Origin of the sequence: Kitasatospora sp. NBC_01250 (assembly GCF_036226465.1) — a bacterium.
Classification (GTDB): Bacteria; Actinomycetota; Actinomycetes; order Streptomycetales; family Streptomycetaceae; genus Kitasatospora.
The window spans coordinates 8,184,243-8,200,629 of the sequence record NZ_CP108476.1 but is presented as its reverse complement, the minus strand read 5'-3'; the positions used below and the strand labels follow the sequence as shown (position 1 = coordinate 8,200,629).

The following is a 16,387-nucleotide window of genomic DNA, read 5'->3' as shown; positions in this document are numbered from 1 at the left end:
CCGCCTAGTTCTCGACGCTCTCGACGCCCAGGGCGTCGAGCTCCTCGTCGGTCATGCTCTCGATCAGGCCGATGCTCGCCAGGATCCGGTCCACCTCGGGCACGCCGAGCGCCCCGCCCGACGGCAACCGGCGCTCCAACTCGCCTGCCATCGCCGCGAGTTTGGGCGCGTCGAAGACGGCCTGGACGGGCAGCTGCACGCCGGTGCGGCGGGCCAGCAGGTTGATCAGGCGGGTCGCGAGCAGTGAATTGCCGCCGAGCGAGAAGAAGTTGCTCCTCGCGCCGAGCCGGTCGGCATCGATCCCCAGCAGCTCCGACCAGGCCCCGGTCATGGTCCGCAGCGCGTCACCGGCGGCCGCCGCCTGCGGCGCGGCGCCAGGGCCGGCGTCGATGTCGGGGTCGGCGTCGCCGTCGGGTCGTACCGTGACGGGCCCGGCGGGGCGGCGGCCGAGCCAGTAGGCGCCCGCCTCGAAGGCGGTCGCCGGCAGCGGCACCAGCCGGCGCGGGCCCTGGTGGAGACCGGCCCACGGCACCCGGGCGCCGCGCACCCACAGCTCCGCCAGGTGCTCCAGATCGCCGTCCGCAACCAGACCGGCCAGGAAGGCCTCGCCCCGGGCACCGGTCAGCACGCTGCCCAGCGGACCGGCGTCCTCCTCCGCGTTGCCGAGCACGACCGCCCCGGCCCCGGTGGCGCCCGGGCCCGCGGTCAGGTGCTCCGCGAGCGCCCTGGTCAGCTCCTCCCTGCTGCCCGCCACCACGGCGAGCCGCTCGGGCAGCGCCTCCCGGCCCAGCTGCGCGGTGTAGGCGAGGTCCGCGAGGCCCACCTCGTCCGCGCCGCCGCCCAGGGACGCCAGGAAGTCGTGCAGTCGCTGGGCCGCCGTGCGCAGCCGCTCCGGGGTGCGGGCGGAGAGCACCACCAGCTGGCGCCCGGCCTCCCCCGGGTCCGCCGGGGCGGCCTGGGCGGCCTGGACCCGCGGCGGGGCCTCCACCACCAGCGTCACGTGACTGCCGCCGGCCGCCACCGAGTTGATCAGCGCACGGCGGGGCGCGGGGCGGCCCTGCGCGTCCTTCGCGCCGCGCGGCTCCCAGGGGGTCAGCCGCTCGCAGAGCCGCAGCGGCGAACCGTCGAGATCCAGGTTGGGGTTGGCGGTGCCGACCTCCACCAGCGGCGCGAGCTCCTGGTGCCGCAGCTGCAGGACCACCTTGGCGAGCTGCGCGATGCCGGAGGCCGCCTCGGGGTGCCCGAGGTTCGACTTCACCGTGCCGACCGCCACCGGCTCGGTCACCGCGCCGAACACCTCGCGCAGCGCCCGCAGTTCGACCTCGTCGGAGAAGGCCGTGCCGCTGGCCGCGGCCTCCACGTAGCCGATCGAGTCCGGGGTGGCGCCCGAGCGCTCCAGCGCCTGGCGCAGTACCTTCACCTGGGTGCGGTGGCTGGGCGTCATGAAGCCGTTGGACCGCCCGGCGTGCATCGAGGCGGTGCCCTTGATGACGGCGTGCACGGTGTCGCCGTCGCGCAGCGCCGCCGCCAGCGGCTTGAGCAGCACCGCGCCGACCACCTCGGCGGGCAGGTAGCCGTCGCCGTCCCGGAAGCTGCGGCTGCCCGAGTGGCTGCCGAGCAGCTGCATCTCGGCCAGCGCCGTGTACTTGTCCGGGTGGACGGTGAGGTTCACGCCACCGGCGACGGCCAGCTCGCTCTCGCCGCGCAGCAGGTCGGCGCAGGCGAGGTGGATGGCCATGGTGGAGGAGGTGCACATGCTGTCCACCGCCAGGCTCGGGCCCTCCAGGCCGAAGAAGTGCGAGACCCGGTTGGCGATCAGGTTGAACGAGGCCGCCGCGGTGAGCGCCGCCAGCGTCGGGTCCGACTCGTCGGCCCGGTACATCTGGTAGGCCGACCCGACGTAGACGCCGACCCGCCGCCGGTAGCGCTGCTCGATGACCTCCTGCGTCACCCCGCTCTGCTCCAGCAGGTGCCAGACGGTCTCCAGGAAGAGCCGTTGCTGCGGATCCATCGCCACCGCCTCGCGCGGCGAGATGCCGAAGTGCAGCGGGTCGAACCGGTCGACGCCGTCCAGGAACGCGCCCCACCACCCGCGGCCGGCGCCGGGGGCGTCCGGGTCGGCGTCGGGCTGCTCGTCGAAGCGGCCGGCCGGGACCTCGGTGACGCAGTCCTTGCCGCTGCGCAGGATGTCCCAGAACGCGTCCAGGTCCTCGGCCTGCGGGAAGCGCCCGCCGATGCCGATGACGGCGATGGCGTCCTCGGCCGGCCGCGACCGGGAGGCGTGCGCGCCGTCGGCCGGGCGCGGGGCCGGCGCGGCGGCCTGCGGCTGCGGTGCAGCGGCCTGTGGCTGCGGTGCGACGGGGGCGGGAGTTGGGGCGGGGGTGCGGGGTGCTTGCGGTGCCACGGCGGGTGCGCCCACCAGCGTCCGCAGCTCCTGCGGGTGGTCCGCCGCGAAGTACCGGGCCAGCCCGCGCACCGACTGCACCTCGAAGAGCAGCGTGCGCGACAGCGGACCGAAGGTCTCCTCCAGCCGGGAGACCAGGTTCACCGCGAGGACGGAGTCCATGCCGTAGCGCTCCAGCGGCGCGTCCGGGTCCAGGCGCTCGGGGCCGAGCCCCAGGGCCGTCGCCAGCAGGCGCCGCAGGTGGCCCACGGCCCGGTCCGCCAGGGCCCGGTCCTGCGGGGCCGGGTCCGCGCCGGGAGCCGTCGCCGGCTCGGGGCGCGGTGTCTCGGCCACCGGTCCGCCCTGCCCCGGGAGCCAGGGCAGCTCGGCGCCCCGCCGGTGCGCGACGACCAGCAGCCTGCCGTCGTCCAGCCCGTTCTCCCGCCCGGCCAGCGCGCAGCGCAGCGCCGCCAGCCCCCGGGCGGTGTCCAGCGGTGCCAGGCCCGCGCCGCTCAGCAGCTCGCGGGCGGCGGCGTCGCCCATGCCGCCCTCGGCCCACAGCGGCCAGCCGACGGAGACCGTCGCCCCGCTGCGCAGCCCTGCCGCCACCAGGCGGTTGCGGTAGCCCGCGTAGGCGTCCAGGAAGGCGTTGGCCGCCGCGTAGTCGCCCTGCCCGGGGTTGCCGAACGCCCCGCTGAGCGAGGAGAAGCAGACGAAGAGGGCGAGCGGCTGGTCCTGGCTCAGCTCGTCCAGGTTGACCAGTCCGGCGACCTTGGGCGCCAGCACCCGGGCCAGCTCCTCGGGGGTCTTGCGGACCAGGTAGCCGTCCTCGATCACCCCGGCGCTGTGCAGGATGCCGGTCAGCGGCCCGTGGTTGTCGGCCACCTGGGCCAGCAGCCGGGCCACCTGCGCCCGGTCGCCGACATCGGCGCGCTGGTAGTCCACCGTCAGCCCCGCCGCCCGCAGGGCGGCCAGCTCGCCGCGCCGCGCCGCGTCCAGCGGCGAGCGCCCGGCGAGCACCACGGTGGCGTGCCCGACCGAGGCGGCGATCTCGCGCGCCACGATCAGGCCCAGCCCCCCGGCGCCCCCGGTGATGAGGTAGACGCCGTCCTGCTGCCAGGGCGCGGCGGCGGGCCGGGCACCGGTCAGCTCGGCCAGCCCGGCGACGTGCCGCCGGCCGTCGCGGTGGCGCACCTCCGGGTCGGGGCGGCCGGCCGCCTCGGCGAGCAGGCGGGCGGCGAGGGCGGCCGCCGAGGGGGCGTCCAGGCACTCCAGGTACTGGGTGTGCAGCAGCGGGTGCTCCAGCTGGGCGGTCTTCAGCAGGCCTGCCAGCGCGCCGAAACAGGCCAGCCGGTCGAGCTCGGCCGGTCCCTGCGCGGCGCCCACCAGGGCGACCTGGAGCAGCACCGGCTGCCGTACGCCCGCTTCGAGGATCCCGCGGGTCAGCGCGAAGAGCCGCTGCACCGCCTCGGTGTACTGGCGGTCGAGCGGGCCGTCCGCGAGCTCCACGAACTGCGGATCGGTGCCGGCGGGCAGCGCGGCCCGCAGGGTCTCGCGCTCACCGGCCGTGAACCGGCCGAGCAGCACCACGTGGTGCGCCGCGAAGGCCGGCCCCGGCCGGTCGGCGGGCCCGGCCTCGCGCACCGACCAGACCGGGCGCAGCAGCACCTCGTCGACCTCGTGCGGGATCACCGGCGCGGCGGGAGTGGAGGCGGTCGCGGCGGGCGTGGAGGCGGGCGCGGACGCGGCGGGGCCGGCCGCGGGCACGGCGGCCGCGCCGCTCGCGAGCGGGGCGGCCAGCGCCGGACCGGCCTCGGGGTCCACCCAGTGCCGCTCGCGGGCGAACGGGTAGCCGGGCAGGCTGATCCGCCGGGCGGGCGGGCCGGCCGGGCGCAGCGCCGCCCAGTCCACGGCGGCCCCCTCCACCCACAGCGCCAGCAGCCGCTGGTGCGCGGCGCGGTCGGACCAGTCGGCGAGCGCCGCGCGCAGCGCCTCGCCGCCCGGCGCGCGCTCGGTGCGGGCCGTGCCGCGCGCCCAGGCGCCGGGCCGCTGCGGGTCCGCGGCGAACGCCGCCAGCTGCGCCCGGGCCTCGGCCGGCGAGGTCGCGGCGAAGGCGAGCCGCTCGGGCAGCGCGAGCCGTCCGGTCTGCAGCGTCCAGGCCACGTCCGGCAGGTCGGCGTCGCCCAGCTCGGCCAGCCGCTCGCTCAGCCGCCGTGCCTGCTCGACGAGTTGGCCCTCGCTCTGGGCGGAGAGCAGCAGCAGCGCCGGTCGCCCGTCGGCGGCGGTCGCGCGGCGTCCGGCGGGCTCCTGGTACTCGGCGATGACGACGTGGGCGTTCGAACCGCCGCCGCCGAAGCTGGACACGCCGGCGAGCCGCGGCACGGTGCGCTGCTCGCCGTCGATCAGCAGCACCGGCCGCTGCCAGGGTTCCAGGCGCTGCTGGACCCGGAACGGCGTGCGGGCGAAGTCGATGTGCGGGTTGAGCGCAGCGGAGTGCAGGCTCGGCACCAGCTCCCCGTGCTTCAGCTGGAGGAGCACCTTGGTGACGGCGGCGATGCCGGCCGCGCTCTCGGCGTGCCCGATGTTCGACTTCACCGAGCCGATCGCGCACTGCTGCGGCCCGCCGCCCAGGTGGCCGAAGGCCTTGGTCAGGCCGTCGATCTCGATCGGGTCGCCCAGCGAGGTCCCGGTGCCGTGCGCCTCCAGGTAGCTGAGCGCGCGCGGGTCGACGCCCGCCTCGGTGAGCGCCCGGGCGATGACCTGCCCCTGCGCCACCGGGGTCGGCACCGAGTACCCCGTGGTCCGGCCGCCGTGGTTGAGCGCGGTGCCCTTGATCACGCCGTAGACGTGGTCACCGTCGGCGACGGCCCGCTCCAGCGGCTTGAGCAGCACGGCGCCGACGCCCTCGCTGGGCACGTAGCCGTCGCCGCCCTCGCCGAAGCTGCGGCAGCGTCCGTCGCTGGACAGGAACCGGCGCTGGCCGAGCATCAGGTACTTGTTCGGGTGCGGGCTGAGGTTCACCCCGCCCGCGAGCGCCGCGTCGCACTGGCCGCTCCGGATGGCCTCGCAGGCCAGGTGAATGGCGGTCAGCGAGGACGAGCACATGGTGTCCACCGCCATGCTCGGCCCATGGAAGTCGTAGACGTACGACACCCGGTTGGCGATGGTCGAGGCGCTGCCCCACAGCGCGGTCGCGCGGCCGCGCTCCTGCGCCTGCGCGCCGAGCAGCTGGTACTCCAGGTACATCACGCCGACGAAGACGCCCACCCGGTTCGGCGGGGCGCCGACGGCCGCGTCCCCGGCGGGCTCGGCGGCCGACCGGGCCAGGCTCTCGCCGGTGTAGCCGGCGTCCTCCAGCGCGTGGTGGGCGCACTGCAGGAAGAGGCGCTCCTGCGGATCGAGGTAGTCGGCCTCGAACGGCGAGATCTGGAAGAAGAGCGGGTCGAACTGGTCGATGTCGTCCAGGAATCCGCCCCAGCGGCTGGTGTTCGCGCCGTTCGGGTCGGCGTAGCGGCGGTGGTCCCAGCGCTCCGCCGGGACCTCGCGCACGCAGTCCCGGCCGGCGCGCAGGTTCTGCCAGAACTCGTCCAGGTCGGCCGCCTGCGGGTAGCGGCCGCTGACACCGACGATCGCGATGTCGGCGCCGGGGCGCGGGGGCAGCGGGCGGGCGGGCCGGGGGGCGGTGGACGGGACGGGGGGCGCCACGTGCGGGGCGACGGCCTGCGGGGCGACGGCCTGAAGGGCGGCTGTCGCCGGGGTGGCGGCCTGCGGCAGGTCCGGCAGGGCACGGGTGCTCAGTCCGGTCAGCTCCACGCAGACCCGGCCGTGCTCGTCGAGGACCGTGACGTCCAGCCGGGCCGCGGCGGCCTCGGTGCTGCTCCCCGGCTGGTGCCGGATCCAGGCGTAGGAACGCGCGGGTGTGGCGCCCGGCGTCTCGACCCGCTGCACGGCGAACGGCAGGGCGAGCGCGGCCGGGCGGCCGTCGGCGCCCGCCTCCGCCAGCCACAGGCCGATGGTGGCCTGCAGCGCACCGTCCAGGACGGCCGGGTTCAGCCGGCACTCCGCCGCGAGCTTCGCCGCCGCCGGCAGGCTCAGCTCCGCCAGCACCTGGCGCCGCCCCGCGCCGTCCGTGCCCACCCGCAGCTCCACCAGGGTGCGCTGGGCGGGCCCGTAGTCCATGCCCATGCGCTCGTACTGGCCGTAGACGTGCGCGGCGCCGTACACCGCCTCGGCGCAGGCCGCGCGCAGTTCGTGCAGGGACGGCGCGCCGGGGCCCGCGGGGCCCGCCAGGCTCGCCCGGCCCTGGCTGCACAGGGTGACCGTGCCGTCCTCGTCCACGCTGTCGATCGTGAAGTCGCAGCCGCCGCCGGGCAGCGTGCGCACGCCCACCCGCAGCTCCAGCCCGCGCGGTCCGCAGACCGCCGGCCGCAGCCACACCACGCCGTCCAGCCGCACGGCCTCCGGCCGGACCCCGTCGGGCCGCTCGGCGCCCAGCGCCAGCGCGACCGCGGCACGCGCCATCTCCAGGTGCGCGACACCGGGCAGCACGCGACCGCCGCGCACCCGGTGGTCGCTCAGGTACGGCTCGCTGCCGTCGAAGTGCGCGTGGCAGGTGATGCCCCCGGCGTCCGGCACGGCCCGGTGCAGCATCGGATGCGGGCGCACCGGGGCCGCCGGGACGGCCTCGGGGGCTGCCACGGCGGCCGCCGGGGCCGGGGATGCCGGGGCGGAGGATTCCAGGGCCGCGAACCGGTCCGGTCCGGCGTCGACCAGCTGGGCCGCGACGGCCTGCACGGTGCGGTGCTCGGCGAAGACGGCGGAGGTGAGCTGCGTGCCGTAGCGGGAGTTGAGGCGGTCGGCGAGCTGGGCCAGGCCGGCCCAGTCGAACCCGAACTCGGCCAGCTCGGTGCCCGGGTCCACCTCCCCCACCGGCACCTCCAGCAGCGCGGCCACCTCGTCGAGCAGCGCGGCCCGGACGGTGGCGAGCCGGTCGGGCTGCACCACCGGCACGGCGGGCGCCACCGGCACGGCAACCACCGGCGCGGCGGGCGCCGCCTGGACGTTCGTCTCCTCGGGCAGCTGCGTCTCCAGCCACTGCGCCAGATCGGCAACCGTCTTGTACTCGAACATCACCGTCGGCGACAACGACAACCCCAGCCGACCCTCCAAATCAGCCACCACCGACAACAAATCAGCCGAACCCAACCCCAACTCGTAGTACCCACTCCCCACATCAACCCCCGACACCGGCTCCCCCAACCGAGCCGCCACCAACTCCCGCACCAGACCCACCACATCACGCCCACCCGACACCACCACCGGCACAGCAGGCACCGGCACGGCGGGCGCCGCCTGGACGTTCGTCTCCTCGGGCAGCTGCGTCTCCAGCCACTCCGCCAGATCGGCAACCGTCTTGTACTCGAACATCACCGTCGGCGACAACGACAACCCCAGCCGACCCTCCAAATCAGCCACCACCGACAACAAATCAGCCGAACCCAACCCCAACTCGTAATACCCACTCCCCACATCAACCCCCGACACCGGCTCCCCCAACCGAGCCGCCACCAACTCCCGCACCAGACCCACCACATCACGCCCACCCGACACCACCACCGGCACAGCAGGCACCGGCACGGCGGGCGCCGGAGCGGCGTCGCCGCGCACGTCCAGGGCCGCCGCGGCACGCACCCGCTTGGCCACGAACTGACTCACCTCGGCCACCTTCTGGCCCTCGGCGTCGTAGAACTCCACGGCCAGCCTGATGAGTTCGTCGTCCCGGCGCACCGAATCGACCGGTACCCGAACGAAGCAGCGCCTGCCCAGCGGAGCCGCCGCCCGGAACGACTCGAAGACCAACGGCAGATAGAGCTCCGGACCGGCCGGCCCCTGGTGCAGCATGCTGGTACCGACGCCGCCACCGAGCAACCCGGCCTCGAACAGGGCAGGATGGAAGAGGAAGGCGTCCGCGGTGCCCTGGTGCTCCGGGGCGAGTTCGAGCTCGGCTATCCAGTCGCCGGGGCGGTGGTGCACCGCGCCGCCGATCTTCATCAGCCCCGAGTGGAACAGCTCGTACTGCCGGCACCAGGCGTAGATCTCGGTGAGAGGCGTGAGCTTCTGCACACCGTCCAACGGCAGCGCCAACCGCTCCTGGTAAGGGGCCGCCGGGCGGTGGAGCGCGGTCACCACCGCGTGCAGGACGTCGGAGGTGTCCTGCTGCCGCCGGCTGCGGACCTCGATCCGCCAGCCGCCCGCCGGCGCGGGCCGTCCCGCCACGGTGGTCAGCACCCGTTCACCCGGCGCGGCCACCAGGGGCGCGAGGATGGTCAGGTTGCGCAACTCGACGTTGGGCATCGCCATTCCGTGCCGGGCGAGGACCTGCAGCACCATGTCCACATAGCCGACACCGGGCAGCAGCGTGCGCCCGTAGACGACATGACCCGCCAGCAGGGGGTTGTCCGCGGTGACGGTCAGAGTCTCGGTGAACGTCTCGGTGAACATGGACGAATCGGTCATCGGTTTCCATCCCAGAACAGCGTCGAACCGGCGGCGGCCCGCCATGGGCGACACCGGAGGAAACTTCCAGAGCACACGAGGAGAACTGCGGTCAAGAAATAGCCGGGACCAGCGGTGAACAGACCCGGGAGCTGTGTCGGCAATCCCTATTCAGGGCATGCGTGAATTCCACCGGTTCGACGAGTGTCGACGGCGTCAGGCCTGCTCGGACGCACCCCAGTGCCCTGGCGGCACCGCAAACGCATCCAGGAACAATGCGCCCGGCAACGCCGCCGCGGCGAAGGATTGGAAGCAACCCCCCGCTAGGCCGTGTCTCACAATTCCCGCCAGGCGCGCGACGCCGGGCATCCCGCCTGGACGCACCGGCGAATCATCCAAGTACGACCCAGTACGAGGACGCTTCGCCGGCACGCCCAGCCGGGCGCCCAACGCCGCGCGCTGATCCGACGCGAATTGTGAGACACGGCCTAGAACGTGTAGAACCTCATAGCGATCCCCCTCGCAAGCTCGCCCGCCCAGCACTCGCATCGACATCGCGCCGTAACCCCGGATCCCCACGATGCGGAACCGCTTCACATCGCCCAGGTAGTCGGCTTCTTGGAGCCTAACGGGAGTCACCGGCGCGGCGCAATGAAAAGATTTGTGGGCCCGCGACATCTGCCGACGATGGCATGGACTGTCCCGGAGCGTGCCTGACAGGCACAGATCACCGCGTCGACCACGTCGGCAACCCGCCGCTCGCGAAGCTCTGATGACGGTTCGTCATCGACCTGACGAGGCCCCCGACCGAACAACCGGACCCGGTCTTGACAGCACCGATCTGACACCGCATCAGGACCATTGCAGCATCGGGCAACCTTCGCCCGGGAGCGCGGCCTTCGCCCCGTCGCGCAGAGGTCGCCCGACGCAGCGCTAGGCCGTGTCTCACAATTCCCGCCAGGCGCGCGACGCCGGGCATCCCGCCTGGACGCACCGGCGAATCATCCACGTACGACCCAGTACGAGGACGCTTCGCCGGCACGCCCAGCCGGGCGCCACCCAGCCGCCAGGCTGGGTGGTGGGGGTACCTCCCGGCCGAAGGCTGGGGGAGCCGCGCGCTGATCCGACGCGAATTGTGAGACACGGCCTAGCGCTTGCGGCGCTGCCGGCGGCGCTCCTGCTCGTGCCGGAAAGCGCGCAGCATCTCCTCCTGCGTCTCGTCGAGCTCGATCGGCGCGTCGTCCTCGTCGGGCAGCTCGCCCGCCTCGCGCAGGATGCGGTCGTGCTCCAGGACGGGCAGTTCGGGATCGTGGTCGCTGGGGCGCGACATCTCCGGGCCGTCCGGGCCGAACCGGACCAGGCGTTCGACCCGCACGATCCGCCAGTGGCGCCCCGCCAGCTTCAGGTCCGACGCCCGCTCCTCCTCGAACCGGTCGGCGGCCCGGGTGTAGGCGGCACGCTCCTTGGGGCCGAGCCGGTGCATGATCGGCGCCATCACCCGCAGGTGGACCGCCAGCACCTCCCGGGCACCCTGCGGGCTGGTCGAGTCGGCGCCGGAGAACGGTGCCCAGCGCCCGGCGGTCCGCTCGGCGCTCATGAAGGTGGCGGGCAGCAGCACCCCGCCGGGGTGCGTGCGGGCGGCCACCCGCGAGTCGTCCCGGACCTCCGCCGGCACGGTGCCCTCGGCCCGGACCAGCGCCAGGAGTTCGGCCTTCAGAATCCCCTCGGACATCCCGGTGGGGGTCACCGGATCGATCACCAGCCCGTCGCCGGGATCCGGCGCCTCGCTGCCCTCGCCGAGCCCGGCCGGGTCCGGGTCGCTGGGCCGCGGGGGCTCGGGGCCGTCGGGGCCGGTGCGGATGAACCGCTCGGCGCGCACCACCCGGTAGCGGGTGCCGAGCACGGTCATCTCGTCGATCTTCTCCCAGTCGAGCCTGACCGCCGCCGCCATGCACTCCTCGTGGTCGGCGGTGCGCCCCTCCCGCTCCGCGGCCTGGGCGAGCTTCCGGAACGTCACGGACATGCTCTCGCGGGCGCCCTGGGGCGTGTCGTTGCAGAAGAACCGGTGCAGCCGCCAGCCACCCGCCTCCAGCTCACGGGCCACCCCGAAGACCGGCCCGCCACCGGACACCAGGTCGGGATAGGCGTCCCTCGCCTGCCAGGCCTCCACATCGGCCAGCACCGCAACCGGAGCCTCCAGCGCGGTCATCCGGATCGTCCGGTAACCGGGGACATCCTCACCAAGGTCAGCCATACCGGCAGGATGCCCCCGCCCGGCTCCGCTGCGCAGCCGGACCCCCACCCGCGACCCGATCGAGCGACCCGGCCGCGCCGCACCCGGGCCGCCCCCGGCCCCTGCCCTACAGTGAACTGTTTACGCCCGGCCCGGCGAGCCGGCCCGCGCAGGAGCTCGCCGACGGTCAGCTGTCGAGCGGGGTGGGAAGCGCGGCGGCCAGCACCTCGCTCTCCAGCGGGTTGCCGTAGTCGCGCGAGGACACGATGAGTCCGTCGACCACGCGGACGACGTTGATGTAGCCGAGCGTGAACGGCTCCCGGTTCGCGGTCAGCCGCCCGTGGACGCGGAACTCAACGACGACGACCTCCGGGTCGGCGGTCTCGTGCAGGGTGACGCCGTCCACGGAGTCGTACGTCCACAGCGCCTCGACGGCCTCGGCCCGTGCCCGCATCGCCCCGTTGCCTTCGGTCCGGGACGGGAAGCCCGGCCGGACGAAGGGCATCTCGATGACGACATCCGGGGCGTAGAGGTCGGCGAGGTCGCTCCGCGAGCCCTCGACCACGGTGCGCAGTAACAGTTCTACGGTCTCGCGTGGGGTGCGGGTGCCGGGAGAGGAGACGGGAGCGGGCATCAGGAGTCCTTCGGATCGGCGTGACGGCAGGCTCGGCGGCACGGCGCCGACGAGGAGGAGGCCGGCGCCGATACAATCGGAACGCTCGCCCCGCTTCGAATATACGGAACGCCCGCCCCGGTTGTCCATGGCGAGCGCCCCCGCCCCCGGTACCGAGGAGTTCCATGCCCGCGATGAGTGAACGGCCCCCTGCGGCGCAGCCCGCGAGCGAAGGCCGGCCCCTGCGTGCCGACGCACGCCGCAACCGCGCCCGGGTCCTGGAGGCCGCACGCGAGGTCTTCGCCGCCGAGGGCCTGGCGGTCCCCCTCGACGAGATCGCCCGTCGCGCCGGGGTCGGCGCGGGGACGGTCTACCGTCACTTCCCCACCAAGGAAGCGCTGTTCGAGGCGGTGGTCACCGACCGCATCAAGGCCCTGACGAAGGCCGGGCACGAGGCGCTGGCGCGGATCGACGCCGGCGCGGACCCGGGCGAGGCGTTCTTCGGCCAGCTGGCCGTGGTGGTGGCCGACGCGGGATCGAAGATGGACCTGGCCGACGCACTCGTCGGCGCCGGGGTCGACCTCCAGCGAGCCACCCTCGACGCGGCCGGCGACCTGCGCGCCACCCTCGGCGAGCTGCTGACCCGCGCCCAGTCCGCCGACGCGGTCCGGACCGACATCGACGTCGCCGACCTGCACGCCCTCGTCGCCGGCGCAGTCGCAGCCGAACGCGCCCGCGCAACCGACACCCGCCCGGGCCGGCTCACGCAGATCATCAGCGACGGCCTGCGCCCCGCGCGGAGCACAACCGGCTAACGCCCGCCGCTGCCACCGCACCCGGTGCGCCGGGCATCCCCGGCGACGGGGCTGCGCCAGGCGAACTCGTACACATGGGTGTCGGTTGGCAATCGATTCCGACCGTAAATGATCGATCTCGATTGATCCGCACCGCCCCTGGCCGCTTGGAATCCGACGCGGCCCGTCCGGGAACGTCCGGGAACGTCCGGGAACGTCCGGGAAACCGGCTGACCGTTGCCCACCGTCCGTACCCGGTGCGAGGGTCGTCGCGGCAACGCCCCGGCGCGTCAGAGACCGGATGCCGCAAGGGCGTTGCCGCACCGGCCGCGCATGACCGTTGCCAGCCCGTGAGGCTGGACGAGACCCAGGGGGACACCGTGCTCAAGCTCTTGAAGACACCCAGGCTCCGCCGCACCATGGCCGCGGCCGCCGCCACGCTGACCATCGCCGGCGGCGCCACCCTCACCACCGCCGGCACGGCCAACGCGACCAGCAGCGAGCAGTGCGGTCCCGTCCAGGGCCCCTGGTACGGCTGGAGCCTGCAGCCCTGCGTCGACGAGGTCGCCCCCGGCGTGTACTACAGCAGGGTCCACATGACGGGTGGTGACACCGACGTGCGCATCTACACCGGCGTCTACGACAAGTGCAACGGCGTCACGTACGGCATTCCAGGCGACTCGCCCGCCAACGACATCTTCCCGGGCTCGGCCTGGTTCTACAGCTACCAGAGCAACATCAGCTGCTCCCAAGGCGTGTGGGGCATCGCACGGGTCGCCGACGACGGGGTCGGAGCCCCTTGGGCCTGGTCACAGCCGATCTACGGCTGAGCCGCCGGCGACCCCGCCGCATGCCGCCCGGCGGTCTCAGGAGCGGCGGCGCGGCTTGCCCTTCTTCGCCGTGCCGCCCGAGCCGGACCCGCCCGGGCGCGGGCGGGCGCCGCGTGCCCCGGGGGCGGCGGGCTTCTTCTTCGGCTGCTCCGTCCGCTTGGCCGACTTGGCCTGCTGGCCGGTCCGGGCCGGCTCCCGCCCCGCGCCGCCCTTGCGGTCCGACTGCCCCGTCTGGGCGGAGCCTCGCGAACTGTTCACCGTGCGTCCGCGGACGATGCCGATGAACTCCTCCACCAGGTCGGTGGTCCTCGCCTCCGGCCAGCAGAGCGCGACCTGGGACTGCGGCGCATCGGGCATCGGGCGGAAGGTGAGGTCGCGGCGGTGGTGCAGCCGGGCCAGCGACTGCGGGAGGACCAGCAGGCCGACGCCCGCCGCCACCACCTCGATGGCGTCCGCCGTGCTGGCGGGCCGCTCCAGGCCGGGCAGCCCGGGGCGGGTCGGCCACTCGATGGTCTCGTCCTGCGGGTGCCAGATCACCTCGTCGGCCAGGTCGTCGACCAGGACCTCGTCGGCGGCGGTGAGCAGGTGCTCCTTGGGCAGCACGACGACCGTGGTCTCGGTGTAGAGCGGGATGGCGCTGAGCACCGTGCGGTCCACCGGCAGCCGGATCAGTCCGGCATCGGCAGCACCGTCCTTGAGCAGCTGCCCGCCCTCGGGCGCAGCGACCGGGACCAGGCTGATCGGCACCTGCGGCAGCCGCTCCTCCCAGACCCGGATCCACTTGCCGGGCGTGACTCCCGGTACGTACGCCAGTCGGAAGCCGTCGGTCACCTGGTTCTCTGTCACGGGCCCAGGCTACCGTCCGTGACCGGAGCAAGGAGAATCTCGCTTATTCTGGTGACCATGACATCGCTCAAGCCGAAGACGACCCAGACCATGAAGCCCGCCACCGCGGCGAAGAAGCTCGGCGTGTACCTTTCCGCCACGCCCGCCGAGTTCCAGGAGGGCGTCGTCTCCCGCGAGGAGCTCAACAAGCTGCAGGCCGAGCCGCCGGCCTGGCTGGTGGACCTGCGTCGCAACGGCCCCCACCCGCGTCCGGTGATCGCCGCCAAGCTCGGCATCTCCGTCTCCGGCCTCGCCCGCGGCGGGGTCACCGAGGCGCTGACGACCGCCGAGATCGACGAGCTGAAGACCGCCAACCCCGACTGGCTGCAGCGCGAGCGCACCACCCAGGCGGAGGTCCGCAAGGAAGCCGTGCGGATCAAGGAGAAGCAGGAGCAGCAGGAGAAGAAGGCGGCCCAGTAGCCTCTCCATCACCCTGTGTGAAGGCGGCTGAGCGACGGCGCCCCCCGATGGGGGCGGCCCCGGCTCAGCCCGCCTGCCCCCTCCCCCGGCCTGCCGCGCGGACCCGGTGCCGACCTCCCGGACCTCCGCCGCAGGCCCTGCACAACCGGCGCGCCGCTACGCGGGTGTGCGCAGACCCTCCAGGAGCGCCGTCAGATAGCGCCGGGCCGTGTCGGTGCGGGCAGCGCCGACACCGCCGTGGACGGTTGCGGCGTAGGCGATTCCGCACATCAGCGGGACCAGATCGGCGGAGACCAGGTCGGCCCGCACGACCCCGGCGCCACGGGCACGGTCGAGCAGCCGACCACCGAGCGACCACAGCGTCCGTTTCAGTTCGGTGGTGGATGCCAGCGCATCCGTGGGCGCCGCGGTGACGGTGGACAGCGAGGCGTCGGTGACCTGCAGCTCGATGGTGCGGGTCAGGAAGCCCGCGAGGGCGCGCCAAGGGTCGTCGTTGTCCAGCGCCTGCTCGCCATGGGCGACGAGCGCCTCCAGGCTACGGGCGGCAACGGTCTCCAGGAGCGCCTCGGCGGTCGGGAAGTGCCGGTAGACGGTGCCGACACCCAGGCCGACACGGCGGGCGACGTCGTTGAGCTGCAGCGCTACACCTTCGTCCACGAGCCCCCGGGCCACGGCGACGATCTGCTCCCGGTTGCGGGCGGCGTCCTTGCGCAGCGGTGGGGTCGTCATCGCAACAGTCTAACTGGATAGCCCATCCGCATCTGCTAGGGTCCCGTCCACGAAGCGGATAACTCATCCGTATATGCCGGAGGGGATGTGCGATGAAGCAGACAGCGCTGGTCACGGCGGGGACGGCCGGGATCGGCTGGGAGACGGCCCTGGGACTGGCCACGGCCGGCCTCGCGGTCACCGTGGTCGGGCGCAACGCCGAACGCGGCGCCCGCGCGGTCGAACGGATCAATGCCACGGCACCGGCACATCCCGCCCGGTTCACGGCCGCCGACCTCGCCTCGCTCGACGCGGTCCGCGCCCTCGCCGACCGGGTCCTCGCCGAAGGCCCGCTGAGCGTCCTGGTCAACAACGTCGGGGCGATGTTCGCGGACCGGCAGGACTCGGCCGACGGGATCGAGGCGAGCTTCGCCGTCAACCACCTCTCGCCGTACCTGCTGACCGAACTGCTGCTGCCCTCACTGCGGGCGGCAGCACCGAGCCGGATCGTGAACGTGACCTCCGGCGCGGTGGGGCTCGCCAAGCGGAGCTTCGACGCCGTCGAGCCGCCCGGCGGCTACTACGGCTTCCACTGGTACGGCCGCGCCAAGCTCGCCAACCTCGCCTACACCCTGGCCTTGGCCGGCCGACTCGACGGCACGGGCGTCTCGGTCTTCGCCGCGGACCCCGGCGGCGCCGCGACCGACATGACCAACGGCACCCTGCGCGACCCGAGGATCGTCTCCCCCGGACTGCGCCTGCTCTGGCCGCTCGTCCGGCGGAAGTTCGAACGCTCGACCTCGGGCCCGGCCTCCGTGGCGGCCAAGCCGTCGATCTTCGCCGCGACCGACGACTCGCTGACAGGCTGGACCGGCGTCGTCATCGGACCCCAGGCGCACCCGGTCCCGCCCTTCCGCGCCGCAACCGATCCCCGCCTCGCCGAAGCCGTCCACCGCCTGAGCCGGCACCTCGCACCGCTCACGGCCACCTGACCGAGCAGCGGCCGCCGCGCTCGGGGTCGCGGCG

General features: G+C 74.1%; 9 protein-coding genes. 4 read left to right on the top strand and 5 right to left on the bottom strand.

Going from position 1 to position 16,387, the window contains the following annotated elements; translation table 11 throughout:
* Positions 1 to 4: 4 nt before the first annotated feature.
* The 3 genes from OG500_RS34675 to OG500_RS34665 form a co-directional block, all read right to left on the bottom strand.
* Entirely contained in the window at positions 5 to 8,899 is an 8,895-nt protein-coding gene (locus OG500_RS34675) for an SDR family NAD(P)-dependent oxidoreductase (RefSeq protein ID WP_329586122.1), read from the bottom strand.
* A 1,126-nt stretch (positions 8,900 to 10,025) separates the two neighbouring features.
* Positions 10,026 to 11,132, bottom strand: a complete 1,107-nt coding sequence (locus tag OG500_RS34670; protein ID WP_329586119.1) for a DUF5954 family protein — start codon at positions 11,130 to 11,132, stop codon at positions 10,026 to 10,028.
* A 166-nt stretch (positions 11,133 to 11,298) separates the two neighbouring features.
* Complete coding sequence (locus OG500_RS34665) at positions 11,299 to 11,745, bottom strand: nuclear transport factor 2 family protein (RefSeq protein WP_329586117.1); 447 nt, start codon at positions 11,743 to 11,745, stop codon at positions 11,299 to 11,301.
* A gap of 164 nt (positions 11,746 to 11,909) precedes the next feature.
* On the opposite strand from OG500_RS34665, the gene OG500_RS34660 reads away from it, so the two are divergent.
* Together OG500_RS34660 and OG500_RS34655 are read left to right on the top strand one after the other, a co-directional pair.
* Complete coding sequence (locus OG500_RS34660) at positions 11,910 to 12,539, top strand: TetR/AcrR family transcriptional regulator (protein WP_329586114.1); 630 nt, start codon at positions 11,910 to 11,912, stop codon at positions 12,537 to 12,539.
* A 329-nt stretch (positions 12,540 to 12,868) separates the two neighbouring features.
* Positions 12,869 to 13,348 carry a hypothetical protein gene (locus OG500_RS34655; protein WP_329586111.1) on the top strand — a complete coding sequence of 160 codons (480 nt, stop codon included), beginning with the start codon at positions 12,869 to 12,871 and terminating at the stop codon, positions 13,346 to 13,348.
* A 36-nt stretch (positions 13,349 to 13,384) separates the two neighbouring features.
* Here OG500_RS34655 and OG500_RS34650 read toward each other — a convergent pair whose 3' ends face one another.
* Entirely contained in the window at positions 13,385 to 14,194 is an 810-nt protein-coding gene (locus OG500_RS34650; protein ID WP_329586108.1) for a LysR family substrate-binding domain-containing protein, read from the bottom strand.
* Positions 14,195 to 14,251: 57 nt separating this feature from the next.
* On the opposite strand from OG500_RS34650, the gene OG500_RS34645 reads away from it, so the two are divergent.
* Positions 14,252 to 14,653: a DUF5997 family protein gene (locus OG500_RS34645; protein WP_327070790.1), complete on the top strand. Its 402-nt coding sequence runs from the start codon at positions 14,252 to 14,254 to the stop codon at positions 14,651 to 14,653.
* 156 nt (positions 14,654 to 14,809) lie between these two features.
* Here the strand turns inward: OG500_RS34645 and OG500_RS34640 are convergent, their stop codons facing one another.
* Entirely contained in the window at positions 14,810 to 15,382 is a 573-nt protein-coding gene (locus OG500_RS34640) for a TetR/AcrR family transcriptional regulator (RefSeq protein ID WP_329586105.1), read from the bottom strand.
* Positions 15,383 to 15,474: 92 nt separating this feature from the next.
* Here OG500_RS34640 and OG500_RS34635 point away from each other — a divergent pair, with 92 nt between their 5' ends.
* Entirely contained in the window at positions 15,475 to 16,353 is an 879-nt protein-coding gene (locus tag OG500_RS34635) for an SDR family NAD(P)-dependent oxidoreductase (protein ID WP_329586102.1), read from the top strand.
* The last annotated feature ends 34 nt before the right edge of the window (positions 16,354 to 16,387 follow it).

Excerpts from the sequence above, each read along its gene's own strand:
- OG500_RS34675 (WP_329586122.1), bottom strand. The coding sequence starts at position 8,899 with ATGACCGATTCGTCCATGTTCACCGAGACGTTCACCGAGACTCTGACC.
- OG500_RS34670 (WP_329586119.1), bottom strand. The coding sequence starts at position 11,132 with ATGGCTGACCTTGGTGAGGATGTCCCCGGTTACCGGACGATCCGGATG.
- OG500_RS34665 (WP_329586117.1), bottom strand. The coding sequence starts at position 11,745 with ATGCCCGCTCCCGTCTCCTCTCCCGGCACCCGCACCCCACGCGAGACC.
- OG500_RS34660 (WP_329586114.1), top strand. The coding sequence starts at position 11,910 with ATGCCCGCGATGAGTGAACGGCCCCCTGCGGCGCAGCCCGCGAGCGAA.
- OG500_RS34645 (WP_327070790.1), top strand. The coding sequence starts at position 14,252 with ATGACATCGCTCAAGCCGAAGACGACCCAGACCATGAAGCCCGCCACC.
- OG500_RS34640 (WP_329586105.1), bottom strand. The coding sequence starts at position 15,382 with ATGACGACCCCACCGCTGCGCAAGGACGCCGCCCGCAACCGGGAGCAG.
- OG500_RS34635 (WP_329586102.1), top strand. The coding sequence starts at position 15,475 with ATGAAGCAGACAGCGCTGGTCACGGCGGGGACGGCCGGGATCGGCTGG.